This window comes from Rhodococcus aerolatus (assembly GCF_054783215.1).
Map to the genome: position 1 here is coordinate 15367 of NZ_BAAGQZ010000022.1, position 25066 is coordinate 40432.

The 25066-nt window shown below is 74.8% G+C and carries 21 protein-coding genes; 11 read left to right on the forward strand and 10 right to left on the reverse strand.

All coding sequences use genetic code 11. The features are described 5' to 3' along the window. Positions 1-9: 9 nt before the first annotated feature. Positions 10-1527 carry an MFS transporter gene (locus ACYVOF_RS08940; RefSeq protein ID WP_460865722.1) on the reverse strand — a complete coding sequence of 506 codons (1518 nt, stop codon included), beginning with the start codon at positions 1525-1527 and terminating at the stop codon, positions 10-12. 221 nt (positions 1528-1748) lie between these two features. Here ACYVOF_RS08940 and ACYVOF_RS08945 point away from each other — a divergent pair, with 221 nt between their 5' ends. Together ACYVOF_RS08945 and ACYVOF_RS08950 are read left to right on the forward strand one after the other, a co-directional pair. Then, positions 1749-2129: a hypothetical protein gene (locus ACYVOF_RS08945; RefSeq protein WP_460865723.1), complete on the forward strand. Its 381-nt coding sequence runs from the start codon at positions 1749-1751 to the stop codon at positions 2127-2129. Then, on the forward strand, positions 2126-2326 hold the full coding sequence (locus tag ACYVOF_RS08950) for a hypothetical protein (RefSeq protein ID WP_460865725.1): 201 nt from the start codon (positions 2126-2128) through the stop codon (positions 2324-2326). The genes ACYVOF_RS08945 and ACYVOF_RS08950 overlap by 4 nt, the downstream gene beginning before the upstream one ends. Positions 2327-2342: 16 nt before the next feature. Here the strand turns inward: ACYVOF_RS08950 and ACYVOF_RS08955 are convergent, their stop codons facing one another. Then, entirely contained in the window at positions 2343-3137 is a 795-nt protein-coding gene (locus ACYVOF_RS08955) for a sensor domain-containing protein (protein WP_460865727.1), read from the reverse strand. Between the two features lie 38 nt (positions 3138-3175). Continuing rightward, entirely contained in the window at positions 3176-4195 is a 1020-nt protein-coding gene (locus ACYVOF_RS08960) for a hypothetical protein (protein ID WP_460865728.1), read from the reverse strand. A 118-nt stretch (positions 4196-4313) separates the two neighbouring features. Here ACYVOF_RS08960 and ACYVOF_RS08965 point away from each other — a divergent pair, with 118 nt between their 5' ends. The 6 genes from ACYVOF_RS08965 to ACYVOF_RS08990 all read left to right on the forward strand — a co-directional run bounded on the left by ACYVOF_RS08965 (position 4314) and on the right by ACYVOF_RS08990 (position 11328). Continuing rightward, positions 4314-5792 carry a potassium/proton antiporter gene (locus tag ACYVOF_RS08965; RefSeq protein ID WP_460865730.1) on the forward strand — a complete coding sequence of 493 codons (1479 nt, stop codon included), beginning with the start codon at positions 4314-4316 and terminating at the stop codon, positions 5790-5792. A 58-nt stretch (positions 5793-5850) separates the two neighbouring features. Beyond that, positions 5851-6498, forward strand: a complete 648-nt coding sequence (gene lspA / locus ACYVOF_RS08970; protein WP_460865732.1) for a signal peptidase II — start codon at positions 5851-5853, stop codon at positions 6496-6498. After that, positions 6491-7426, forward strand: coding sequence for an RluA family pseudouridine synthase (locus ACYVOF_RS08975; protein WP_460865733.1), 936 nt, complete (start codon positions 6491-6493; stop codon positions 7424-7426). Before lspA ends, ACYVOF_RS08975 begins: the two co-directional genes overlap by 8 nt. Positions 7427-7437: 11 nt before the next feature. Next, entirely contained in the window at positions 7438-8088 is a 651-nt protein-coding gene (locus tag ACYVOF_RS08980; protein WP_460865735.1) for a hypothetical protein, read from the forward strand. A gap of 88 nt (positions 8089-8176) precedes the next feature. Then, positions 8177-9604 (forward strand): argininosuccinate synthase, encoded by a 1428-nt coding sequence (gene argG, locus ACYVOF_RS08985; RefSeq protein WP_460865736.1) that lies wholly within the window; start codon positions 8177-8179, stop codon positions 9602-9604. A gap of 101 nt (positions 9605-9705) precedes the next feature. Next, entirely contained in the window at positions 9706-11328 is a 1623-nt protein-coding gene (locus ACYVOF_RS08990; RefSeq protein WP_460865738.1) for a long-chain-fatty-acid--CoA ligase, read from the forward strand. Between the two features lie 30 nt (positions 11329-11358). Here the strand turns inward: ACYVOF_RS08990 and ACYVOF_RS08995 are convergent, their stop codons facing one another. Then, the gene (locus tag ACYVOF_RS08995) at positions 11359-11574 is read right to left on the reverse strand and encodes a hypothetical protein (protein ID WP_460865740.1); all 216 of its coding nucleotides are present in this window, start codon (positions 11572-11574) and stop codon (positions 11359-11361) included. A gap of 134 nt (positions 11575-11708) precedes the next feature. Continuing rightward, positions 11709-12539, reverse strand: coding sequence for a hypothetical protein (locus ACYVOF_RS09000; RefSeq protein ID WP_460865742.1), 831 nt, complete (start codon positions 12537-12539; stop codon positions 11709-11711). Between the two features lie 196 nt (positions 12540-12735). Here ACYVOF_RS09000 and dnaE point away from each other — a divergent pair, with 196 nt between their 5' ends. From dnaE to ACYVOF_RS09015, 3 genes are all read left to right on the forward strand, one after another. Next, positions 12736-16335 (forward strand): DNA polymerase III subunit alpha, encoded by a 3600-nt coding sequence (gene dnaE, locus ACYVOF_RS09005; RefSeq protein WP_460865868.1) that lies wholly within the window; start codon positions 12736-12738, stop codon positions 16333-16335. 210 nt (positions 16336-16545) lie between these two features. Beyond that, the gene (locus ACYVOF_RS09010; protein WP_460865744.1) at positions 16546-17094 is read left to right on the forward strand and encodes a mycothiol transferase; all 549 of its coding nucleotides are present in this window, start codon (positions 16546-16548) and stop codon (positions 17092-17094) included. Next, a complete protein-coding gene (locus tag ACYVOF_RS09015) occupies positions 17091-17675 on the forward strand; it encodes a DinB family protein (RefSeq protein WP_460865745.1) in 585 nt (194 codons plus the stop codon). Before ACYVOF_RS09010 ends, ACYVOF_RS09015 begins: the two co-directional genes overlap by 4 nt. Positions 17676-17729: 54 nt before the next feature. Here the strand turns inward: ACYVOF_RS09015 and ACYVOF_RS09020 are convergent, their stop codons facing one another. Genes ACYVOF_RS09020 through ACYVOF_RS09040 form a run of 5 tightly spaced genes read right to left on the reverse strand, consistent with a single transcriptional unit; the run spans position 17730 to position 25048 of the window. After that, on the reverse strand, positions 17730-19289 hold the full coding sequence (locus ACYVOF_RS09020) for a GMC family oxidoreductase (RefSeq protein ID WP_460865747.1): 1560 nt from the start codon (positions 19287-19289) through the stop codon (positions 17730-17732). Beyond that, positions 19286-20821 (reverse strand): APC family permease, encoded by a 1536-nt coding sequence (locus tag ACYVOF_RS09025; RefSeq protein ID WP_460865749.1) that lies wholly within the window; start codon positions 20819-20821, stop codon positions 19286-19288. Before ACYVOF_RS09025 ends, ACYVOF_RS09020 begins: the two co-directional genes overlap by 4 nt. Positions 20822-20881: 60 nt before the next feature. Further along, the gene (locus ACYVOF_RS09030) at positions 20882-22363 is read right to left on the reverse strand and encodes an aldehyde dehydrogenase family protein (RefSeq protein ID WP_460865750.1); all 1482 of its coding nucleotides are present in this window, start codon (positions 22361-22363) and stop codon (positions 20882-20884) included. A 56-nt stretch (positions 22364-22419) separates the two neighbouring features. Continuing rightward, positions 22420-24156 carry a malto-oligosyltrehalose trehalohydrolase gene (treZ, locus tag ACYVOF_RS09035; RefSeq protein ID WP_460865751.1) on the reverse strand — a complete coding sequence of 579 codons (1737 nt, stop codon included), beginning with the start codon at positions 24154-24156 and terminating at the stop codon, positions 22420-22422. 49 nt (positions 24157-24205) lie between these two features. Next, positions 24206-25048, reverse strand: coding sequence for a hypothetical protein (locus tag ACYVOF_RS09040; protein ID WP_460865753.1), 843 nt, complete (start codon positions 25046-25048; stop codon positions 24206-24208). Positions 25049-25066 lie beyond the last annotated feature (18 nt).

Consider the following 25066-nt stretch of genomic DNA (forward strand, 5'->3'; position numbering starts at 1 on the left):
GCGCCCGTCCTAGTGGGCGGCGGCGGGCGCAGCCTGCCCGGTGGGGAGCACGCCGGAGGGGAGCAGCAGGCCGGTCAGCAGCGCACCGGCGACGAAGATCGACCCGGAGACCAGGAACGCGGTGGTGAACCCGTCGACGGCGCCGTCGATCGCGGCCCGCGGCCCGGGGTTGGCGGCCACGTAGCCCGTCGTCGCGGTGGCGGCCACCGTGGACAGCAGCGCGGTGCCGATGGAGCCGCCGACCTGCTGCATCGTGTTCACCATGGCCGAGGCGACCCCCGCGTCGCGGCCCTCGACCCCCGAGGTGGCCGAGGAGATCGCCGGGGCGAAGATCAGGCCGAAGCCCAGGCCGAGGACGACCAGGGACGGCAGCACCCCGGTCGCGTAGCCGGACCCGGCGTCGAGCTGGGCCAGCCAGAACATGCCCGCCGCCCCCAGCGCCATGCCCAGCGGCAGCAGCGGCCGGGGCCCGGTGCGGGGCAGCAGCGCGATGTTGGCGCTGGTCGAGGACACGACGATGCCCGCGGTCAGCGGCAGGAAGCTCACCCCGGTCACGATGGGCGAGAAGCCCTTGACCAGCTGCAGGTAGTAGGTCAGGAACAGGAACACCGCGAAGATGGCGATCGCGGACATGCCCACCGCGGCGTAGCAGGTGCCCCGCACCCGGTCGACGACGACGTGCAGCGGCAGCAGCGGGGCCGCGACGGTGCGCTGCACCAGGACGAACGCGACGAGCAGCACCACGCCGACGACGAGGCTCACCACCGTCACCGTGTCCGACCAGCCCTTGGTCGCGGCCTCGGAGAACCCGTAGACCAGACCGAACAGGCCGGCCGAGGCGAGCAGCGTGCCGGGGATGTCCAGCTTGGGCCGGTGCGGCGAGCGGGAGTTGACCATGAACACGACGGCCCCGGCGACGGCGCCGGCGGCGAAGAGCAGGTTCACGTAGAGGCACCAGCGCCAGGAGAGCCACTCGGTGAGGAAGCCGCCGAGCACCAGACCGACGGCGCTGCCGCCGCCCGCCACCGCCCCGAACACCCCGAACGCCTTGGAGCGCTCCTTCGGGTCGGAGAAGGTGGTGGCCAGGGTGGCGAGCGCGGCGGGGGCCAGCAGCGCACCGAAGATGCCCTGCAGGGCCCGCGCGCCGACGAGGACGCCGAACGACTCGGCCGCCCCGCCCAGCGCGGAGGCCAGCGCGAACCCGACCAGGCCGATGATGAACGTCTTCTTGCGGCCGAACAGGTCGCCGAGCTTGCCGCCCAGCAGGAGCAGGCTGCCGAAGCTCAGCGCGTAGGCGGTGACGATCCACTGCCGGTCGGTGTCGGCGAAGCCGAGGTCGCGCTGCGCCGAGGGCAGCGCGATGTTCACGATGGTGGCGTCGAGCACCACCATCAGCTGGGCCACCGCCACCACGACGAGGACGAGCCAGCGGCGGGGGTCGGGCTCGGCAGCGCCCGCGGACTGCGACGTCCGGGCTGGGGGCGCCGCGGCGGCCGGGTCGTCCTTGCGCAGGTCGGGCTGGGTCACGAGGGGCCTTCCGGGCAGCACGGCCTCGCGAGGCCGTGGGTGGGGTCGGCGCCGAGGGGGCACCGGACCGGGTGGACGGGGGAGCACACGGCCGGGTCGGGGGACCGCACGTCCGGGGAAGGCAACGCTGCCTCGCCCCCCGATCTTCCCCCACCCGGCCCGGACCCGCCGCCCACGCCTGCGGGGCCGGTCCTGTCGGGGTGGTGCGGCACGATCGCGGCGTGGTCCCCGCTCCCGCCCCGTGGTTCTGGCTGCAGCCCGCCGTCACCGGCCTGGCCGCGCTGCTGGTGCTGCTCGGGGCGGCCCTCACCGTCCGGCAGCGCCACCGGGCCGACCGCAAGGACCAGTGGTGGAAGCGCACCCAGTGGGCCTTCGACCTGCTCCTGGCGGGGGACCAGGACGGCGTGGTGCTGGGGCTGCAGGTGCTCTCCCAGCAGGCCCTGGCCACGGCGGCGGACCGGGAGGACGCCCAGTTCATCGCCGACGTCGTCGCGCCGCTGGTGGACGAGTACCTCGCGCAGGTGGACACTGGGGAGGACCTGGCCGAGGACCCCGACGACGGGGCCCGCGCCGATCCCGCCGGGGACGAGGAGCAGCCGTGAGCACCACCGAGCAGCGCCACGCCGGTCCCGACGCGCCCCGCACCGCCGCGGCCGACGGGGGCAGCGCCCGCACGCCGTCGCGCCGGGTCGCCGTGGCCGCGGCCCAGGTCATCGTGGCCACCGACCGCAAGCTGGGTCGTGAGACCCCCGAGGAGGTCCGCCGCCTCGCCCGGGGCAGCCTGCGCCGCTCGGCCTGAGCCCCGTCCCGCGCCGCTAGCCCTGGGCCGTGCGCAGCCTGTCGGTGGCCGCCGCGACCACGGCCCGCAGCTGGTCGGTCGGCAGCGGGTCGAGCCCGACCACGACGACCTGCACCGCCGCGCTCCCGACGACCGCCACCACCACGTCGAACACCGCGGCCACGCCCTGGCTGGTCCCCACCACGCGCAGCGCCGTCACCGCGTCGGCCCCCAGGCCGTCGGTGGACGCGTCCAGGCCGTCGAGGGCGCCGAGGGTGTAGCTGCCGGGCACCCCGTCGGCGTCGGTGGAGGTGAAGCGGGCGCAGCCGGCGGCCGTGTCGCGGACCGCGGCCAGGGCGTCGAGCGCCCCCCGGCCCGGCCAGCTGGCCACGTCCTCGGTGACGCTGGTGAACGCGTCCGCCCCGGTGAAGCTGCGCTGCGCCCGGCCGGCCGGGTCCGCGGCCAGCCCGGCCACCGGGTCCAGCACCCGCCCGCACGCCGGCGGGGTGGTGGTGCCCACGACCGACGTCGAGCCCTCCGGGGCCGGCGCACCCGGGGTGGCGGGCGCGGAGGTCGTCGGGTCCCCGGCCGGGTCGGACCCGGTGTCGTCCACCGCGAACCCGGCCGGCAGCGCGGTGACGGGCAGCAGCGCCGCGGTGAGCGCGTCCCCACCCAGCACGCGGCCCGTCGTCGCGGCGGGCAGCGGGGGCTGGGCGGGCAGCGGTGCGGGCGCGGCCACCGACGACGTCGCGGCCGGGTCGGTCGTCGTGGTGCCCGCCGCGCCCGGGGCGGGGTCGGCCGAGCCGCAGCCGGCCACGACGAGCACCGCCACCTCGGCCGCGCCCGCCTACACCCGCGCGCGCAGCCCCGTCACGACGACCACGCGACCCGGTTGGTGACGTCCTGGGCGAGCACCAGCCGGTCCGCGGTGCGGGTGTAGACCTGCCTGCCGGCCAGCTGCACCGAGCCGGCCACGGGCAGCGGTCGGCGCAGGTCGAGGGTGAGCTCCCCGGTGCCCTGCATCGGGTAGGAGTCCACCGAGAACGTGGTGCCGCCGCTGTCGGGCAGCGTCCAGGTGTTCGACAGCGGGGTCTGGGCCAGCGCGACGCCGAGGCGCACCGTGCTGCCCGCCACCTCCAGCAGCGTCACGGTCAGGTCCTGGCGCAGCGGCAGGCCGAGGCTGTCCAGCTGCTGGCTGACGGTCCACCGCGCCCCGGTGCCCACCGCCGCGGCGGGCAGCGCGACACCCAGCCCCACGGCCTGCCGCAGGGCCTGCTCCACCGCCGAGCGCGCGGTGTCGAGCGCCGCGGCGGCCGGGGTGATGGCCAGCGTGGCGACCGCGGCGCTGGGGGCGACGGCGAGGGAGGCGCCCGAGCCGGCCTCCGCGGCGAGCGCCTGGGTGAGGATGGCGTCGGGGCTGGTGGGGGTGCCGAGCGCCAGGTCGACCGGCCGCAGCCCCGACGGGTCCGCCGCGGCCCGCGGGGTGGCGGTCATCGGCACGGACACCTCGGGGCTCGACAGGTCCACCGGGTCCTGCGTGCCCACCGTCTGCACGATGCCCGCCCGCGTGGTCAGGGTGACCTGCTGGGACGGGCCGAGGTCGAGGGCCAGCACCCGCCGCGGCTCCTGGCCCGGGTCGCTGACCACGACCGAGACGGGCGCCACCGGCACCGTCGCGGTGTCGGCCTGCGCCGGGGCCGCCGAGCCGGACGCGGCGGGACCGGAGGACGCAGCAGACCCGGAGGACGCGGCGGAGTCGGCGGACCCGGAGGTCGCGGTGGACGGGCCCGCCCCGTCCGTCGCGGACGAGCACCCGAGGGCGAGCAGCGGCACCGCCAGCACGGCCACCAGGGTGGCCCGTCGGGGGCCCGGCAGGGTCGTCGGCGTCACTGGACCCACGGTAGCGGTCGAGGGGTGCGCGACCCCCCGGCGCGCACCTGGGAGGATGGGGTCCCGGCACGTCGTCGTGGTGGGTCAGGGGTCGGACGACGCGAGGGGCGGTGCAGGCGTGGCGCTGGAGGTGGTGCTCGGCGCCGGGGCCGTCGTGCTGCTCGTCGGGGTCCTCGGCGCGCGGGCCTCGTCCCGGGTGGGGCTGCCCGCCCTGCTGGGGTTCCTGGCCATCGGGCTGCTGCTCGGCGAGGCCGGGCTCGGCGTCGAGTTCTCCGACGCGCGGCTGACCGAGGAGCTCGGGATCGCCGCGCTGGTGCTCATCCTCACCGAGGGCGGCATGACCACCCGGTGGTCGTCGGTGCGGCCCTCCCTGGGGCTGGGCGTCGCGCTCTCGACCGTCTCGGTCGCGGTGAGCATCGGCGTGCTCGGGGTCGCCCTGCACCTGCTGCTCGGCCTGGACTGGCGCATCGCTCTGCTGTGGGGGGCCGTGCTCTCCTCGACCGACGCCGCCGCGGTGTTCAGCGTGCTGCGCGGCCTGGCGGTGCGCCGGCGCCTCGTCGGGGCCCTCGAGCTCGAGTCGGGGCTCAACGACGCGCCGGTGTTCATCGCCGTGGTCATCTTCGCGGGCACCGGGCCCATCGCCTGGTGGACGCCGGGCCTGGTCGTCGTCGAGCTCGCCGTCGGCCTCGGGGTGGGCCTGGCGCTCGGCAACGGCGGGGCGTGGGTGCTGCGCCGGGTGGCGCTGCCGGCCACCGGGCTCTACCCGCTGGCCGCGGTCGCGGTCTGCGTGCTCAGCTACTCCGGCGCCACGCTGCTGCACGGCTCCGGCCTCATCGCCACCTACGTCTGCGCCCTGGTGCTCGGCAACTCCCACCTGCCGCACCGGGCGGGCACGGTCTCCTTCGCCGAGGGGCTGGGCTGGCTGGCCCAGATCGGGCTGTTCGTGCTGCTGGGCCTCTACGCCTCGCCGGAGCGCCTCGGCGCCGTGCTGCTCGAGGCGGTGGTGGTGGCCGCGGTGCTGCTGCTGCTCGCCCGTCCGCTGTCGGTGCTGGCCGCGGCGGTCCCGCTACGGGTGCCCTGGCGCGAGCAGGGGTTCCTCGCGCTGGCCGGCCTGCGCGGGGCGGTGCCGATCGTGCTGGCCACCATCCCGCTGGTCGAGGGGGTGCCCGGGGCGCAGCGGCTGCTGGACGTGGTGTTCGTCCTCGTGGTGGTGCTCACCCTGCTGCAGGGCAGCTCGCTGCCGCTGCTCGCGCGCTGGCTGGGTGTCACCGTGTCCGGCGAGGCGAAGGAGGTCTCCGTCGACGCCGCCCCGCTGGAGGACCTGGGGGCCGACCTGCTGCAGGTCCGGGTGCCCGCGGGCTCACGGCTGCACGGGGTGTACATCGCCGAGCTGCGGCTGCCCCGCGGCGCCACGGTCAGCCTGGTGGTGCGCGACGGCGCCGGGTTCACCCCCGAGCCGGGGACGCGGCTGCGGCGCGGTGACCAGCTCCTCGTCGTCACCACCTCGCCGGTGCGCCGGGAGGTGGAGGAGCGGATCCGGGCCGTCGACGCGGGCGGTCGCCTGGCCCGCTGGCGCGGGGTGACGGGGACCTCCTAGGCCCGCACGACCCGGCGGGTGGTCGGGGGGCCACCGCGGCGGCGTGGATGATGGGGTCGTGAGCGACGAGACCCGCGACGTCCCCGAGGAGGTCGCCCGCGAGGAAGCCGCCCGCGAGGAGGCTGCCCCCGAGGAGGCTGCCCCCGGGGCGGCCGGCCCCACCCGGACACGGCGCACCGTCGGCCTGCTCGCCCTCGTCGCGGTGGTCATCCTGGCCGCCGACGTCCTGGCCAAGGTGGTCGTGGTCGCCCAGCTCGCGCCCGCCCGGCCGGTGCGGCTGCTCGGCGGCGCGGTGTACCTCACCCTGGTGCGCAACCCCGGCGCCGCCTTCGGCCTCGCCACCGGGATGACGTGGCTGCTCAGCGTGGTCGCCCTCGTCGTCGTGGTCGTCATCGTGCGGATGGCGCGGCGGCTGCGGTCCGTCGGCTGGGCGTGGGGCCTGGGCCTGGTGCTGGGCGGCGCGCTGGGCAACCTCGTCGACCGGGTGTTCCGCGCCCCCGGCCTGCTGCAGGGCCACGTCGTGGACTACGTGTCGCTGTTCGCCCCCGACGGCAGCGTGTGGCCCATCTTCAACGTCGCCGACTCCGCCATCGTCAGCGGCGGCGTGCTCCTCGTCGCCCTGGCCCTGTTCGGCCGGGAGCCCGACGGCACCCGGTCGTCCTCGCGGGCGGACCGCGACGCCGCGGCGGGCGGCGCGGGTGGCTGACACCCGGTCCATGCCCGTGCCCGACGGCCTGGACGGGCTGCGGGTCGACGCGGGCCTCGCCCGGCTGCTGGGGCTCAGCCGCACCGTCGTCGCGGCGCTCGCCGCCGACGGCGGGGTCAGCCTCGACGGCACCGAGGTCGGCAAGTCCGACCGGCTCGTGGGCGGCGCGTGGCTCGAGGTCACCCTGCCCCAGCCCGAGCCCGGCCCCGACGTGGTCGTCGGCGAGCCCGTCGACGGGCTCGAGGTGCTGCTGGCCGACGAGCACGTCGTCGTCGTGGACAAGCCCGTCGGCGTGGCCGCGCACCCCAGCCCCGGGTGGACCGGGCCCACCGTCAACGGCGGCCTCGTCGCCGCCGGGTACCGGCTGGCCGCGGCGGGCCCGGCCGAGCGGCAGGGCATCGTGCACCGGCTCGACGTCGGCACCTCCGGGGTGATGGTCGTCGCCGTCAGCGAGCACGCCTACACGGTGCTCAAGCGGGCCTTCAAGGAGCGCACCGTCGAGAAGCGGTACCACGCCCTGGTCCAGGGCCACCCCGACCCGAGCAGCGGCACGGTCGACGCCCCCATCGGCCGGCACCCGCGCAGCGACTGGAAGTTCGCCGTCACCGCCGACGGCAAGCCCAGCGTCACCCACTACGACACCCTCGAGGCGTTCGGCGCCGCGAGCCTGCTCGACGTGCACCTCGAGACCGGTCGCACCCACCAGATCCGGGTGCACATGTCGGCGCTGCGCCACCCCTGCTGCGGGGACACCACCTACGGCGCCGACCCCACGCTCGCCGCCCGGCTGGGCCTGGCCCGCCAGTGGCTCCACGCCCGCACCCTCGGCTTCGCCCACCCCGCCGACGGCCACGCGGTCCGGGTCAGCAGCGAGTACCCGGCCGACCTCGCGCACGCCCTGGCGGTGCTGCGCGACGCCGACGGCTGAGCCGCGCGGTGGTGCGCACCGTGCTCGCGGCCCTCGTGGTCGTGGCGGGGGTGGTCGGGCTGGGCGCGGCGACCCCGGTGCGCCCGCCCGCCACCCCGACCGTGTCCCTGGGCCCCGACCAGGGGGCGCCGGTCGCCGACGTCCTCGCCGCGGCCGGCACCGCGCTGGCGGCCGTGCCCGCCGACGACCCCCGGTGGGCGCTGGTCTCGCTGACCGCGGGGCTGACGCCGGCGGCCGCGGCGCCGCTGCTGGGCGACGTGCGGGTGTCCCGGGTGCTGCTGCACCTGGCGCTGGACCGGGTGCAGACGGCGGTGGTCGCGGTGGACACCGCGGGGCAGCGGGCCCCCCAGGTGGTGCTCGACGACGCGGCGTCCCGGGCGGCGGCCACCCAGGCGGCCGCGGCGAGCACGTCCCCGCGGCGGGCCGGGGCCACCGCGGCGGCGGAGGCGGCGGGGCTGCGGGCGGGGTGCGCCTGCGTGGTCGGCGTCGTCGTCCGCGGCGACGGCCGCGGGCGGCGGGAGCTGGCGCGGGCCGCGGGCGTCCGGTCGGTCGACCCGGCCCCGGCGGGCACGTCGTGGGGCTCGCTGGCGGTGCGCCCGCTGCTGCCCGAGCAGACCGGGGTGGTGGGCCCGGGCCCCGACGACGGGCCGGTGCCGCCGTGAGCCACCCGGGCTCGTCGGACCGGGGCTGCGGCCCCTACCCTCACCGGGCACCCGCAGCACCCCGAGACCTCAGAAGGACGGCCCCGACGTGAGCAAGGTTCTGACCTCCCTCCCGACCGGCAAGCGTGTCGGGATCGCGTTCTCCGGGGGTCTGGACACCTCGGTGGCGGTCGCCTGGATGCGCGAGAAGGGCGCGGTGCCGTGCACCTACACCGCCGACATCGGGCAGTACGACGAGACCGACATCTCCGGGGTCCCCGACCGGGCCAAGGCCTACGGCGCCGAGATCGCCCGCGCCGTCGACTGCCGCACCCAGCTGGTGGAGGAGGGCCTCGCCGCCATCGCCTGCGGGGCGTTCCACGTCCGCTCCGGCGGGCGCACCTACTTCAACACCACCCCGCTGGGCCGTGCCGTCACCGGCACGATGCTGGTGCGCGCGATGCACGAGGACGGCGTGGACATCTGGGGCGACGGCTCGACGTTCAAGGGCAACGACATCGAGCGGTTCTACCGCTACGGCCTGCTGGCCAACCCCGAGCTGCAGATCTACAAGCCGTGGCTCGACGCGGACTTCGTCGCCGAGCTGGGGGGCCGGGCGGAGATGAGCCAGTGGCTCACCGAGCGCGACCTGCCCTACCGGGACTCGCAGGAGAAGGCGTACTCCACCGACGCGAACATCTGGGGCGCCACCCACGAGGCGAAGACCCTGGAGCACCTCGACGTGTCGCTGGAGACCGTCCAGCCGATCATGGGCGTGCGCTTCTGGGACTCGGCCGTGGAGATCCCCACCGAGGACGTCACCCTGCGCTTCGAGGCGGGGCGACCGGTCGCCATCGACGGGCAGCGCTACGACGACCCCGTCGCCCTGGTCGACGCGGCCAACCGCATCGGCGGCAGGCACGGGCTGGGCATGTCCGACCAGATCGAGAACCGCATCATCGAGGCCAAGTCGCGCGGCATCTACGAGGCGCCGGCCATGGCCCTGCTGCACGTGGCCTACGAGCGGCTGGTCAACGCGATCCACAACGAGGACACCGTGGAGCAGTACCACGGGCAGGGTCGTCGGCTGGGTCGGCTGCTCTACGAGGGCCGCTGGCTGGACCCGCAGGCCCTGATGATCCGCGAGTCGATCCAGCGCTGGATCGCCTCCCTGGTCACCGGCGAGGTGACCCTGCGGCTGCGGCGCGGCGAGGACTACACCGTGCTGGCCACGGAGGGCCCGGCGTTCTCCTACCACCCGGACAAGCTCTCCATGGAGCGCACGGACAACGCCGCGTTCGGCCCCGTCGACCGCATCGGCCAGCTCACGATGCGCAACCTCGACATCGCCGACTCCCGGTCCAAGCTCGAGCTCTACGCCTCCCAGCCGCTGGACCAGGGCCAGGTGCTGGTGGAGAACGGCACCCTCTACGGCGAGCTCGAGCCCGGCGGCGCGGCCCGGATCTCCCGCGGCGCGGCCGTCGGCGACGGCGAGGCGGCGCTGGACCAGGCGGCCATGGAGGCGGGCACCGACTGACCCGTCGGCCCCTCCCGTCGGGGCCTTGCGGCGTAGCCTTGGGTCGGGTCCTCCCGCCGGGTCCTTCCGCCGCGCAGTGACCTGGGACACACTCTGCGGTCATGACCACGCTGCAGGAGCGCCCCACCCCGACCCGGGAGCCCGCGCCCGAGCCGGACCTCGCCCGCCGCAACCACTGGGTGGCCCACGTCGCGCGCCACGCCCACGAGCGGCCCGACCACCCCGCCCTGCGCTGCCGCGGGGTGAGCACGACCTACGCGCAGCTGCACGACCGCGCGGCGCGGCTGGCCTCGGCCCTCGCACGCCGCGGGGTGTCCCGGGGCGACCGGGTGGCCCTGGTGACGACGAACCGCAGCGAGTTCGTCGAGGTGCTGCTCGCCGTCACCCGGCTGGGGGCGATCTCCGTCCCGGTCAACGCCCGGCTCACCCCACCCGAGGTCCGCCACGTCCTCGACGACTCCGGGGCGGGCGTGGTCGTCACCGAGACGGCGCTGCTGCCGCTCGTCACCGCGGCCCGGACGGGCGGCACCGTGCTCTGCGTGGCCGACGGCGGCGCGGTCGGGGCGGGCGCCGAGGTGCAGGACCACGGGGTGCAGGACCACGAGGTGCAGGACTACGAGGCGGCGCTGGCCGAGCCGGGGGAGCCCGCGCCGGCGGTCGACGTGCCCGAGGACGGTCCCGCGCTGATCATGTACACCTCCGGGACCACCGGTCACCCCAAGGGCGCGGTGCTCACCCACCTCAACCTGCTGAGCCAGTCCTTCACCGTGCTGTCCGCCTGGCGGGTGCCCGGCGCGGACACCGTCAACCTCTGCGCCGCCCCGGTCTTCCACATCGCGGCCGTCGGGTGCATCGCCCCGCTGCTGCTCGCGGGCGGCACCACCGTCATCCACCCCACCGGGGGCTTCGACGCCACCGACCTGCTCGACACCCTCGAGCGCGAGCGCATCACCACGCTGTTCCTCGTCCCCGCGCAGTGGCAGGTGGTGTGCGCCGACCCCACCGTCGCCTCGCGGGACCTGCGCCTGCAGGTGATCAGCTGGGGCGCCGCACCCGCGTCGGACACGCTGCTGCGCCGCATGTCCGAGGTGTTCCCCGACGCGCTCAACGTCGCGGTGTTCGGCCAGACGGAGTGCTCGCCCATCACCTGTGCGCTCGACGGGGCGGACGCGCTGCGCAAGGTCGGCTCGGTGGGCCTGCCCGTGCCGTCGGTCAGCGTGCGGGTGGTCGACGAGCAGATGCGCGACGTGCCCGCCGGCCAGGTCGGGGAGATCGTCTACCGCGGCCCGAACCTCATGCTCGGGTACTGGCAGGACCCCGAGGCCACCGCGGAGGCGTTCCGGGGCGGCTGGTTCCACTCCGGGGACCTCGTGCGCCGCGACGTCGAGGGGTTCGTCTACGTCGTCGACCGCCTCAAGGACATGATCATCTCCGGTGGGGAGAACATCTACTGCACCGAGGTGGAGAACGCGGTCGCAGCGCACCCCGGGGTGGCGGAGGTGGCCGTCATCGGCCGGCCGGACCCGCGCTACGGCGAGGTCCCCGTCGCGGTGGTCGCCGCGACCCCCGCCGGCGCGCCCGACGCCGCCGGGCTGCGGGAGTTCCTCACCGGCACCCTCGCCCGCTACAAGCACCCCGCGGCGGTGGTCGTCGTCGACGCGCTGCCCCGCAACGCGGGCGGCAAGGTCGTCAAGGGCGAGCTGCGCGCCCGACACGCGGGCTGAGCCCGGGGCCGGACGGGGGGCGCGACCGCCCTACCAGGCCTCGCGGGCCTGGTGCTCCGTGCGGCCCGAGCCGGCGCAGCGCTCGGAGGTCGGGTCGTCGGTGTCCCAGCGGGTCCGCTGGTGCTCCCGGTAGACCCACGGCTCGGCCACGGCGAGGCCGGTGCGGCCGCGGCCCGGGGCCACGGCGGGGACGGTCACGGCGACGGAGCGGAAGCAGGCGGGGCAGAAGCGGTCCGGCAGGGTCATGGGCGTGCTCCGGGTCAGCAGGGGTCGGCAGCGGCGGGCCGCGGTGGCTGGACGGTCCCACCGACCAGCGTGCGCCCGCCCCGTTGCTGCGGGTGGTCGTCCGTGTCACGAGCGTGTTGCCCGTGCCGACCGGCTCAGACCCGCCACTCCAGCGGCGGTGCGCCGGGCACGGCCCGCCACCGCACGGCCACGATGTCGGCGTCGACCCCGAGCTCGTAGAGCGTGTGCCCGCCCACGGTCACCCCGGGCGCGGGCGGGCCCTGGAACGGCGGCCGGGAGGAGAGGGTGGCCGCGCTCTTGGCCACCTCGGTGCCGTCGGCGAGCACGAGCACCAGCAGGGCGTCGGGCACGCCCGGGTAGCCCCCGGCCCCCGTCGCGACCTCGGTGTGGACCACGGCGGCCCGCGACCCGGCGGGCAGGGCGTGCCCGGCGGCGGCGTACAGCGCGTCGGCGGTCTCGACGACCTCGACGAGGGTGAGGGCCAGGCGACCGGCGGGACCGTCGGCCTCGAGCCGGTCCCCGACCCCCGGCCGGCGGTGCGTGGCGACCCGCCCGGGTGCGGGTACCGCCCCGGTGGTGGCCCAGGCCGCGGGCTGCGGCGGTCCCCACCCCGGCGGGGCCGTGACGGGTGGTGCTGCTGGTGGCGACGGTGCGCGTGGGACCGGTGGTGGTGCCGGTGCGCGAGCTGCCTCGCGCTCCCACGCCCCGACCCAGCCGCGCAGCGCCTGCTGGTCGCCCTCCACGCCCACGACCAGCCGCAACCCGGCCTGCTGCAGCCGGGCCAGCCGGACGACGGCCTCGGTGAGGCCCATCCCGGCCGCGGCCGCGAGCTCGTCCGCCGCCAGCCGTCCCCGGTCGGCCAGGGACCGGACCAGCCGCAGGTCAGCGGGGTCGGGGGGGCCTCCCGCGGCGGCCGGCCCCACCCCGGCGACGCCGCGCGGGGGCGGACCTGGGGGGGTGCTCACGCCGGCCACGGTACCCACGGCGCCGAGCCCCGCGACGGCCCGCCGCGGGGCTCGGGTCGGGGCGGGACCGTCGTGCCCCGGGCCTACACTCGGGCACTCCACCGGAGCCGGGGTGCGCGCCACGACACGCGACCGGGAGGTGGGCAGCCAGGTGGTCGGGTCGGGGTCGGGAGTGGTGCTGGTGAGCGACGTGCAGGTGGCCCCGGGGAGCGCACGCAGCGGCGCGGGGTCGTCGACCAGGACGGGGTCCTTCGTCCACCTGCACAACCACACCGAGTTCTCGATGCTCGACGGGGCCGCCAAGATCGAGCCGATGCTGGCCGAGGCCGCGCGGCTCGGGATGCCCGCCGTCGGCATGACCGACCACGGCAACATGTACGGGGCCAGCGACTTCTACACCAAGGCCACGGAGCTGGGCATCACCCCGGTCATCGGCATCGAGGCCTACGTCGCGCCGGAGTCGCGGTTCAACCTCAAGCGCGTGCTGTGGGGCGAGGCGAGCCAGAAGTCCGACGACGTCTCCGGCTCGGGTGCGTACACCCACATGACGATGGTCGCGGAGAACGCCACCGGTCTGCGCAACCTGTTCACCCTGTCCAGCCTGGCCTCGATCGAGGGCCAGCTGGGCAAGTGGCCCCGCATGGACGCCGAGATCATCGCCCGCCACGCCGAGGGCGTCATCGCCACCACCGGCTGCCCGTCCGGCGAGGTGCAGACGCGGCTGCGCCTGGGACACGACCGCGAGGCCCTCGAGGCCGCCGCGAAGTGGCAGGAGATCTTCGGCCCGGAGAACTTCTTCCTCGAGCTGATGGACCACGGCCTGTCCATCGAGCGCCGGGTGCGCGACGGCCTGCTCGAGATCGGCCGCCGCCTCGACATCCCCCCGCTGGCGACGAACGACTGCCACTACGTCACCAAGGACGCGGCCAAGAACCACGAGGCGCTGCTGTGCATCCAGACCGGCAAGACGCTGTCGGACCCCACCCGCTTCAAGTTCGACGGTGACGGCTACTACCTGAAGTCGGCGCAGGAGATGCGCGAGCTGTGGGACGACGAGGTGCCCGGCGCGTGCGACTCCACCCTGCTCATCGCCGAGCGCGTGCAGTCCTACGCCGACGTGTGGACCAAGCGCGACCTCATGCCCGTCTTCCCGGTGCCCGAGGGCGAGACGCAGGACAGCTGGCTGCGCAAGGAGGTCCTCACCGGCCTCGACGGCCGCTTCGCCGGGCGCGACGTGCCGCGGGAGTACACCGAGCGGGTCGAGTTCGAGCTGAAGGTCATCTCCGACAAGGGCTTCCCGGCCTACTTCCTCGTGGTCGGCGACCTGGTGCGCCACGCCAAGGAGGTCGGCATCCGGGTGGGCCCGGGCCGCGGCTCGGCCGCCGGGTCGCTGGTGGCCTACTCGCTGGGCATCACCAACATCGACCCCCTCGAGCACGGCCTGCTCTTCGAGCGCTTCCTCAACCCCGAGCGCCCGTCGGACCCCGACATCGACATCGACTTCGACGACCGCCGCCGCGGCGACATGGTCCGCTACGCCACCGAGAAGTGGGGCTCGGACCGGGTCGCGCAGGTCATCACCTTCGGCACCATCAAGACCAAGGCCGCCATCAAGGACTCCGCCCGGGTGCAGTTCGGCCAGCCCGGCTTCGCCATCGCCGACCGCATCTCCAAGGCGCTGCCGCCGCCGGTCATGGCCAAGGACATCTCGCTGGCCGGCATCACCGACCCCGGCCACGAGCGGTACAAGGAGGCCGCGGAGGTCCGGGCGCTGATCGAGACCGACCGCGAGGTCGGCGCCATCTACGAGACGGCCCGCGGCCTGGAGGGCCTGGTCCGCAACGCCGGCGTGCACGCCTGCGCGGTCATCATGAGCTCGCAGCCGCTGACCGACTCCATCCCGCTGTGGAAGCGGGCGCAGGACGGCGCCATCATCACCGGCTGGGACTACCCGTCCTGCGAGGCCATCGGCCTGCTGAAGATGGACTTCCTGGGGCTGCGCAACCTCACCGTCATCGGCGACGCGATCGAGAACCTCAAGGTCAACCGGGGCATCGACCTCGACCTCGACACCCTGCCGCTGGCCGACGAGGCGACTTACCAGCTGCTGGCCCGCGGCGACACCCTCGGGGTGTTCCAGCTCGACGGCGGGCCCATGCGGGACCTGCTGCGGCGCATGCAGCCCACCGGGTTCAACGACATCGTCGCCGTGCTCGCCCTCTACCGGCCCGGCCCGATGGGCATGAACGCCCACAACGACTACGCCGACCGCAAGAACGGCCGCCAGAAGGTCACCCCGATCCACCCGGAGCTCGAGGAGCCGCTGCGCGAGGTGCTCGCGGAGACCTACGGCCTGATCGTGTACCAGGAGCAGATCATGCGCATCGCGCAGGTCGTGGCCGGGTACTCGATGGGTCGCGCCGACATCCTGCGCAAGGCGATGGGCAAGAAGAAGCTCGAGGTCCTGGAGAAGGAGTACGACGGCTTCCGGGACGGCATGGCCGCCAACGGGTACTCCGAGGCCGCGACGAAGGCGCTGTGGGAGACGATCCTGCCGTTCGCCGGGTACGCGTTCAACAAGTCCCACGCCGCCGGGTACGGCCTGGTCAGCTTCTGGACGGCCTACCTCAAGGCGAACTACCCCGCGGAGTACATGGCCGGGCTGCTCACCTCGGTCGGCGACGACAAGGACAAGGCCGCGGTGTACCTGTCGGACTGCCGCCGCCTCGGCATCACCGTGCTGCCGCCCGACGTCAACTCCTCGGTGCACAACTTCGCCTCGGTGGGCGAGGACATCCGCTTCGGCCTCGGCGGGGTGCGCAACGTGGGGACCAACCTGGTCTCGTCCATCATCGCCTCGCGCACCGCGAAGGGGGAGTTCGCCGACTTCTCCGACTACCTGGCCAAGATCGACGCGGTGGCGTGCAACAAGAAGGCCATCGAGTCCCTGGTCAAGGCGGGGGCGTTCGACTCCATGGGCCACCCCCGCAAGGGCCTGCTGCTCGTGCACGCCGACGCGGTCGACTCGGTGATGACGACGAAGAAGGCCGAGGCGATCGGCCAGTTCGACCTGTTCGGCGGGGGCGACGACGGCGCCGGGCTCGGCAACGCCGACGTGTTCCGGGTGAAGGTGCCCGACGAGGAGTGGGACACCAAGCACCGCCTCGCCCTGGAGCGGGAGATGCTGGGGCTCTACGTCTCCGGGCACCCGCTGGACGGGGTGGAGCACCTGCTGGCGGCGAAGGCCGACACCACGGTGGTGAAGATCCTCGACGGCATCGCCGAGCGGACGATGGCCGACGGGGCGCAGGTCACGGTGGGCGGCATCCTTGCCTCGGTCAACCGCCGGGTGAACAAGAACGGCCTGCCGTGGGCGTCGGCGCAGATCGAGGACATGGCCGGCTCCATCGAGGTGCTGTTCTTCCCGCAGTCGTACTCGCTGCTCGGGGCGGACGTGGTCGAGGACGCCATCGTGCTGGTCCGCGCCCGGGTCTCGGTGCGCGACGACAAGATCTCGCTCATCGCCAACGACCTCCTGGTGCCCGACCTGGCCGCGGCCGGGGTGGCGCAGCCGGTCGTGGTGAGCCTGCCCGCGCGGCAGTGCGTGCCCGAGCGGGTGGACCAGCTCAAGCAGGTGCTCTCCAGCCACCCCGGCACCGCCGACGTCCACCTGCGGCTGGTGCGCGGCGCGCAGGACCCGATCGTGCTGCGCCTCGACGACCGGCTGCGCGTCACCCCGACGTCGGCGCTGATGGGCGACCTCAAGGCCCTGCTCGGCCCCGGCTGCCTGGGCTGACCTGCACGCCCCTTCCCGCGCCCCGCCCACTTTCGGCGGGGCCCGGCCGCCCCTCCGCGCGGTTCGCCCACATTTCGCCGCCCGGTGACGGCCCTCGCCGCGTTTCGCCCACTTACCGCTGCGCCCGCACGCCCCTGCCCGCGCTGTGCCCACTTCTCGCACTCCCGGCAGGGTTCCGCGGGACCGTGCGGCCGTCCTAGGGTCGGGCGGGTGAGCGACACCCGGACCCCACCGCCCTGGGAGCCCCCGGTCCACGGCACGGAGGCCGAGCACCTGCTGGGGGCGCTGGAGCGGCAGCGCGCCACGTTCCGGTGGAAGGCCGACGGGCTGGACGCGGCCGGTCTCGCCGTCACCGTGGGCGCGTCGGACCTGACGCTGGGCGGACTGCTCGCCCACCTGGCCGCCGTCGAGGACCTGTACGCCACGGCCCGGCTCGACGGCTCCGGGCACGAGCCGGCGTCGCAGGAGGAGTGGGACGGGGTCATCGCCGGCGCGGCGGGTCGGAGCCCCGCCGAGCTGTACTCCGCCTGGGACGCCGCGGCCGCCCGGGCCCGCAGCGCGTTCGCCGACCGTGCCGCCGCCGGCGGGCTGGACCAGGACGTGCACGTCGGCGCGCCGGACGGGACCCGGGCCAGCCTGCGCCGACTGCTGCTCGACCTGCTGGAGGAGTACGCCCGCCACACGGGGCACGCCGACCTGCTGCGCGAGACGGTCGACGGCCGCGTGGGCGAGGACCCGCCGGCGGACTGGCGGCCGTGAGCACCGAGCTGGGCAGCCAGCTGGCCGGCTACCTGCAGCAGGCGCGCGACGTCGTGGTGTGGAAGCTCGACGGGCTCCCCGAGCGCGACGTGCGCCGCCCCCTCACCCCGACGGGCACGAACCTGCTCGGACTGGTCAAGCACCTGGCGGGGGTCGAGGCGGAGTACCTCGGGTCGGTCTTCGGTCGGCCGTTCCCGGAGCCGTTGACGTGGCTGCGCGAGGACGCCGAGCCGGGCGCGGACCTCTGGGCGACGACGGAGGAGTCGCGGGCGGACGTGCTGGCGCTCTACCGCCGGGTGTGGGCCCACTCCGACGCCACCGTGGCCGCGCTGCCGCTCGACGCGGTGGGGGAGGTGCCGTGGTGGGCGCCCGCGTCCCGGCGGGTCACCCTCGGCCGCGTGCTGGTGCACCTCGTGGCGGAGACGCACCGCCACGCCGGTCACGCCGACGTCGTGCGCGAGCTCGTCGACGGCGCCGCGGGGCACCGGGCGGGGTCGTCCAACCTGCCCGACGTGGACGCCGCCGGGTGGGCGCGCCACCGGGCCCGGCTGCAGGACGTGGCGGACCGGTTCGGAGCGTGAGCACGGGCCGAACCGACCGGGTCCGGCCCGACGGCACGCTGCTGGAGACCCGCGTCAGGCGTTGTCCTCCCGCACCATGTCCGCGCACTTCTCGCCGATCATCATCGTGGTGATGCAGGGGTTGACCGAGACCAGGAACGGTTGCGCCGAGCCGTCCGCCACCCGCAGGTTGCGCACCCCCTTGACGCGCAGCCGGGCGTCGAGCGGGGTGGCGGGGTCGTCGTCGCGTCCCATGGGGACGGTCGCCGACGGGTGGTACACGGTGTTGTGGGTGGCCCGGACGTAGTCGGCGACCTCGTCGTCGGACTGCACGTCGGGCCCCGGCGCGAGCTCGGCACCCCGCCACGGCGTCATCGCGTCCTGGCCGACGATCTCGCGCGCCAGCCGGATCCCCGCGGTCATCACCCGGATGTCGTGCGGGTCGGTGAAGTAGCGCGGGTCGACCCTCGGCTTGTCGCGGTGGTCGATGGAGCGCAGCCGCACCGTGCCCTCGGACCGGCTGCGGGTGACGTTGGGGGTCAGGCAGAACCCGTTCTCCGTCGTCGGGTAGCCCTGCCGAAGGGTGTTCATGTCGAACGGGACGGACCCGAAGTGGTACATCAGGTCCGGCCGGTCGAGGCCCTCCTCGGTGGTGGTGAAGATGCCGATCTCCCACCACTGGGTGGACTCGGTCGGCATGGGCTGGGCGGCGTCCCAGGCGATGATCCCCTCGGGGTGGTCCTGCAGGGTGGAGCCGACGCCGGGGGAGTCGACGACCACGTCGAGGCCCGCCTCGCGCAGGTGCTCCGCGGGCCCGATCCCGCTGAGCATCAGCAGCTTCGGGGTGTCGATGGCCCCGGCGCAGACGACGACCTCGCGGCCGGCGGTGACCGTGGTGGTGTGCAGCCCGTCCGGCTCGACGTACGCCACGCCGGTGCACGTGGTGCCGTCGAGCACCAGCCGCTTCACGTGCACGTCGGTGCGGACGGTGAGGTTCGGCCGGGTCCGGGCGATGGGGTGGAGGTAGGCCGCGGATGCGCTGGCGCGGGTGCCGTCCTCGAAGGCGTTGATCTGGAAGAAGCCGGCGCCGTGGGTGACGGTGCTGCCGGTGTTGAACGCGGTGCGCGGGATGCCCGCCTGCTCGCACGCGTCGAGCAGCGCCACCCCGGCCGGGTTGCGCGGCGGGATGGTGCGCAGCGTGACGGGGCCGTCGTGGCCGTGGTGCTCGCCGCCGTCGAGGTTGCGCTCGAGCCGGCGGTACAGCGGCCAGGTGTCCTTCGCGCCCCACCCGGTGGCGCCCATCGCCTCCCACTCGTCGAGGTCCTCGGCCGGCGCCCAGAACGCGATGCACGAGTTGTGCGAGGAGCAGCCACCCATGACCTTGGCCCGCGCGTGGCGCAGGAACGAGTTGCCGTGCGGCTGCGGCTCCACGGGGTAGTCCCAGTCGTAGCCGGACTCGAGCAGCTGCATCCAGCGGGCGAGCTCGAGCACCTCCGGCTTGTCGGCGTCGGTGGGGCCGGCCTCGAGCAGGCACACCGTCACCGACGGGTCCTCCGAGAGCCGGGCGGCCACCACGGATCCCGCGGTGCCGCCGCCGACGACGACGTAGTCGAACGACTCGGGTGTGGCGCTCATGCGGTCTCCTCGGTCTCGACGCGGCGGTGCTCGGCGAGCGTCCCGGTCTTGTGGCGCTGGACGGTCCAGTAGTAGGCGAACCCCAGCACGGCGACGCCGCCGACGAACAGGATCGCGCCGTACTGCAGGTACCAGTGGTGGGGCTCGGAGTAGTCGTAGACCTCCTGGCGCGGCCAGCTCAGGTTGACCACCATGCCCGCCCCCCACAGCACGGCGAGGACGTTGACGGCCAGGCCCCAGCGGCCGAGACCGAAGTGGCCCTCGGTGCGCGCCCCGGGCAGCGGCCAGCGGCCCCGCAGCCGGGCGATGAGCATCGGTCCGGTCACCAGCAGGTACGCGGTGTAGATGATGATGATGGCGAGGCTGGTGACGAGGGTGAAGATCTGCGGCTGGCCGATGTTGACCACGAGGATCAGCACGGCCAGCACCCCGATGACCACCGCGGGCAGCACGGGGGTGCCGAAGCGGGGGCTGACCTTGGCCAGCTTGGAGCCGGCGGGCAGGTTGTTGTCCCGCGCCATGGCGAACATCATGCGGATGCCCGCGGTGTGCACGGCCAGCACGCACACCGTGACGGCGATGACGACGGTGATGAGCAGCGCCGTCCCGAGCGACTGGCCGAGGGTCTGCAGCACGACGTACTGCAGCCCGTCGGTGGCCAGGTTCGGGTCGGTGAGGTCCGGCGTGGCCATCAGCGCCATGAGCAGGATCAGCCCGCCGATGACGAACGAGGCGATGAGCGCCCGCAGGATGGCCCGGGGGGCGTTGCGGCGCGGGTCGACGGTCTCCTCGCCCAGCGAGGCGGCGGTGTCGAAGCCGTACATGACGTAGGCCGAGGCGAGCGCGGCGACGAGGAACGCCCCGAGGTAGCCCGCGGGGTGGCTGGCCCCGGTGCCGTTGGTCTCCAGCACGACCGAGGGCCCCCGGGTGATGTGCGCGGCCAGCAGCACGATCAGGACCACCGCGGCGACGAGCTCGATGAACACCCCGGCGGTGTTGATGCGCGCCATGAGCTTGACGCCGAACGCGTTGACCAGGGTGGTGAAGCCGATGAGCACCGCGGCCAGCAGGACGGCGTTGGAGGCGAAGCTCGAGCCGGTGCCGTCCCCGATCACCTGGAAGACGCTGGAGATCTGCGGCAGCGTGAGCTGGTAGGCCAGCGCGGTCGCCGAGATGGAGACGATGGTGGCCACCAGCATCATCCAGCCCGCCAGCCAGGCGGTGTGCGGCGAGGACAGCCGCTTGGTCCAGTTGTAGATCGAGCCGGCCACCGGGTAGTGCGCCGCCAGCTCGGCGAAGCACAGGGCCACCATCAGCTGGCCGACGAAGACCATGGGCCAGCTCCACCAGTAGGCGGGCCCGCCCGATCCGATGCCGAAGTAGAAGAGCTGGAACGTGCCGGTGAGGATCGAGATGTAGCTGATCCCCGCGGCGAAGGTGTGGAAGTTGCCCAACGACCGCGTCAGCGACTGGGTGTAGCCGAAGCTGTCCACCCCGTCCGCGTCGGGTCGGGCGTCGGCATCGGTGCTCATGTCCGGTGTCTCCCTGGGTGCGTGGTCATGGGCATCCAAGCCCACCGGGACCGTGTTGCGCTAGACGGAACGGTCCGGGAACCACCCGGCGGGCGCGGGCCGCAGGTTCTGCCACACGTGCTTGAGCTCCTGGTACTCCGCCAGCCCCGACGGACCCAGCTCGCGGCCCACCCCCGAGCGGCCGAACCCGCCCCACTCCGCCTGCGGCAGGTACGGGTGGTAGTCGTTGATCCAGATCGTGCCGTGCCGCAGCCGGTTCGCCACCCGCTGCGCGCGCCCGGCGTCGGCCGTGAACACCCCGCCCGCCAGCCCGTAGTCGGTGTCGTTCGCGATCGCGACCGCGGCGTCCTCGTCCCCGTCGGCGAACGTCTCCACGGTGAGCACCGGGCCGAAGCTCTCGTCGACCACGGCGGACGTGCCGGCGGCGTGGTCGAGCACGGTGGGCGGGAAGTAGAACCCGTCGGCGTGCTCCGGGGCGGTGGACCGCGACCCGCCGCAGCGCAGCACGGCACCGTCGGCCACCCCGGCCTCGACGTAGGCGGTGACCTTGTCCAGGTGCGCCTGCGAGACCAGCGGTCCGGTGTCGGCGTCGTCGTCGAACGGCCCGCCCATCGTGATCTGCTGCGCGCGACGCGCGACCTCGTCGACCAGCGCGTCGTGCATCGACTCCTCGACCACGAGGCGCGCCCCCGCGGAGCAGACCTGCCCGGAGTGCAGGAAGACGGCCATCATGACGTGGTCGACGGCCAGGGCGAGGTCGGTGTCGGCGAAGACGACGACGGGGTTCTTGCCGCCCAGCTCGAGCGCCACCTTCTTCACGGTCTCCGCCGCCGTGGCCATGATCCGCTTCCCGGTGGCCAGGCCGCCGGTGAAGGACACCAGGTCGACGTCCGGGTGCTCGGAGAGCAGGGCCCCGGCCTGCGGGCCCGCCCCGAGCACGAGGTTGGCCACGCCCGGGGGCAGGCCCGCCTCGGTCAGCGTGGCCATGAGCAGCACCGCGGTCGACGGTGTCAGCTCGGAGGGCTTGAGCACGAACGTGTTCCCCGCGGCGATCGCCGGGGCCACCTTCCACGCGGTCTGCAGCAGCGGGTAGTTCCACGGGGTGATGAGCCCGCACACCCCGACGGGCTCGCGCTGCACCCGGCTCAGCGCGTCGGGGTTGCCGGTGTCGACGAGCCGGCCCGCCTCGGTGTCGGCGATGCCCCCGAAGTAGCGGAAGCAGGAGGCGACGTCGTCGACGTCGAACTCCGCCTCGACCAGCCGCTTGCCGGTGTCGAGCGCCTCGGCGCGGGCGTAGGCGGCCTTGTCGCGCGCCAGCAGCTCCGCCGTGCGCAGCAGCACGTCCCCGCGCTCCCGGGCCGGGGTGCTGCGCCACGGACCGGTGTCGAACGCGCGGCGAGCGGCCTCGATGGCCGCGCCGGTGTCGGCCGCGGTGGCCTCGTCGACCGTGCGCACCAGCGTGCCGTCGGCGGGGCAGCGGATCTCGCGCGTGCCCCCCTCGCGGGCGGCCACCCACTCACCGTCGATGAACAGCTCGGGCACGTCAGGCTCCTCGGGTCGGTGGTGGAGCCGCGATCATCCCACGCGGGCCGGGACGCTCAGGCGCTCGTGTCCAGCACGCAGAACGACTCCGCGGCGACCACCGTGGACCCGTCCCGCACCTCGGGGGCGGTGGAGGCCAGCACGACCGTGCCCGTCACCGGCACCTCGACGGGCGTGCCGGAGAGGTTGCACGCCACCCGCAGCGACCCCCGGTACAGCACGATCCAGCGCTCGTCCTCGTCGTACGCCGTGTGCAGCGAGCGCAGCCACGGGTCGGTCAGCTCGGGGCGGGAGCGGCGCAGCGCCAGCAGGTCCCGGTACGTCGCCAGCACCTCGGCGTGCGGCGCCTGCCCGCGCTCCGACCAGTCCAGCCGGGAGCGGGTGAAGGTGGCCTCGTCCTGGGGGTCCGGCACCTCGTCGGCGTCCCAGCCGTGCTCGGCGAACTCCGCCTTGCGCCCCTTCGCCGTCGCCTCGCCCAGCTCGGGCTCGGGGTGGGAGGTGAAGAACTGGAACGGCGTGCTCGCCCCCCACTCCTCACCCATGAAGATCATCGGGGTGTAGGGCCCGGTGAGCACCAGCGCGGCCGAGACGGCCTGCAGGCCGGGGGAGAGGTAGGACGACGGGCGGTCCCCCACGGCACGGTTGCCCACCTGGTCGTGGTCGGAGGAGTAGGCGAGGAACCGGTGGGCGGGGGTGGTGCGGGTGTCGATGGGCCGGCCGTGCACGCGCCCGCGGAAGCTCGACCACGTGCCGGCGTGGAAGTAGGCGCGGCCCAGGGTCGTCGCCAGGCACGACATCGAGCCGAAGTCGGCGTAGTAGCCCTGCCGCTCCCCGGTGACCGCGGTGTGGATGGCGTGGTGCAGGTCGTCGTCCCACTGCGCGTCCAGGCCGTACCCGCCCGCGGCGCGGGGGGTCACGAGGCGCGGGTCGTTGAGGTCGCTCTCCGCGACGAGCGAGAGCGGCCGTCCCAGGTGGACCGAGAGGGACTCGGTGCGCACCGCGAGCTCCTCGAGGACGTGGGTGGCCGACTCGTCGACCAGCGCGTGGACGGCGTCGAGCCGCAGCCCGTCGACGTGGAACTCCGAGAACCAGCGCAGCGCGTTGCCGATGACGTACTCGCGCACCTCGGTGGAGTCCGGCCCGGAGAAGTTGACGCTGTCGCCCCAGGTGTTCCCCCCGCCCTCGACGAGGTAGGGGCCGAAGCGCCCCAGGTAGTTCCCCGACGGGCCGAGGTGGTTGTAGACCACGTCGAGCACCACCCCGAGGCCGCGGGCGTGGCAGGCGTCGACGAAGCGGGCCAGGCCGTCCGGGCCGCCGTAGGGCTCGTGCACCGCGTACCAGAGCACGCCGTCGTACCCCCAGCCCCGGGTGCCGCCGAAGGCGTTGACGGGCATGAGCTCGACGAGGTCGACGCCGAGGTCGACGAGGTCGTCCAGCCGCTCGACGGCTGCGTCGAAGGTGCCGCCGGGGGTGAACGTGCCCACGTGCAGCTCGTAGAGCGTCGACCCGGCCAGCTGCCTGCCGGTCCAGGACTCGTCGGTCCACACGGCCGGGTCCACGGCGTGCAGCTGGGAGGCCTCGTGCACCCCGTCGGGCTGGCGCGCGGAGCGCGGGTCGGGCAGCGCGCGGTCCTCGCCGTCGAGCCGGAACCCGTAGCGGCTCGTGGCCGTGGCGGCCTCGACGTCGGCGTGCCACCACCCGTCGTCGGACCGGGTCATCGGGTGGACGGCACCGTCCACCTCGACCTCGACCTGCACGGGGACGGGGGCCCAGACGCTGAAGTGCTCGCTCACACCGCCGATCCTGTCGGGTCGGCGGCGGCGGGGCGAACCGGGCCCGGGGTCAGCGGGTGGCGAAGACCCGGGTGTTCTCCCCTCTTGCCCCGGAGATGGTCAGCTCCGCCCCGGGCAGGTCACCGGACGGCACGTCGAGGCAGACCGACCCGGTGGCGCGCGCCCCGGGGGCGGTGTCGCCCGACGAGACGAGGTCGTCGTCGAGGACGGCCGTGCAGTCGGTGTCCTCGTAGGTGGTGCCGCCCTGGGTGCGCAGGTTGACGTACAGCGCGAAGTAGGGGTCCTCGCTGCTGCCCGACTGGTTCAGCGCGTCGAGGGTGAGCACGAGGTAGCGGCCGTTCTTCGGCGGCGGGTTCAGCGAGCTCGCGGCGGTCACGGCGGCGGTCGCGTCCTGCACCACGCGGGTGACGGCGACGCAGAACGACCCGACGACGGCCCCCTGGCCGAGGGGCGCCGGGTCGCTGCTGGTGGCCGGCACGGCCGCGCACCCGGAGGGCCCCGGTGCCGACGCCGTGGCGGGTGTGGTCGCCGAGCCCCCCGCGGCCCCGCCGGAGCTGCCCGCGGCCTCGGCGCCGGTCGTCGGGGCCGCTCCACCGGGGGCGGCGACCGTCGACGAGCCGTCGGAGCCCCGGGTCAGCAGGACGGCGCCGACCACACCGCCCGCGACGAGCAGGAGCACCACGACGCCGACCGCGGCCCACACCGCCCCGGAACGGCGGGCCCCGCCGGACGAGCCCTCCTCCGGGACCCACAGCGCCCAGCCGGGCGGGGGCGGGCCCCACGCGGGGTCGGGCTGCCAGCCGGGTGGCGGGGACCACCCGGCCGGAGGCTGCGGCCAGGTCGGGGGTGGGTTGTACCGCACGTCTCCTCCACGGGCTCGGGGTGCGCCCATCGTGGCACCGTGTGAGCC

Coding starts and splice junctions, on each gene's coding strand:
- ACYVOF_RS08990 (WP_460865738.1), top strand. CDS start 9,706: ATGACCACGCTGCAGGAGCGCCCCACCCCGACCCGGGAGCCCGCGCCC.
- ACYVOF_RS08995 (WP_460865740.1), bottom strand. CDS start 11,574: ATGACCCTGCCGGACCGCTTCTGCCCCGCCTGCTTCCGCTCCGTCGCC.
- ACYVOF_RS09020 (WP_460865747.1), bottom strand. CDS start 19,289: ATGAGCGCCACACCCGAGTCGTTCGACTACGTCGTCGTCGGCGGCGGC.
- ACYVOF_RS09025 (WP_460865749.1), bottom strand. CDS start 20,821: ATGAGCACCGATGCCGACGCCCGACCCGACGCGGACGGGGTGGACAGC.
- ACYVOF_RS09040 (WP_460865753.1), bottom strand. CDS start 25,048: ATGGGCGCACCCCGAGCCCGTGGAGGAGACGTGCGGTACAACCCACCC.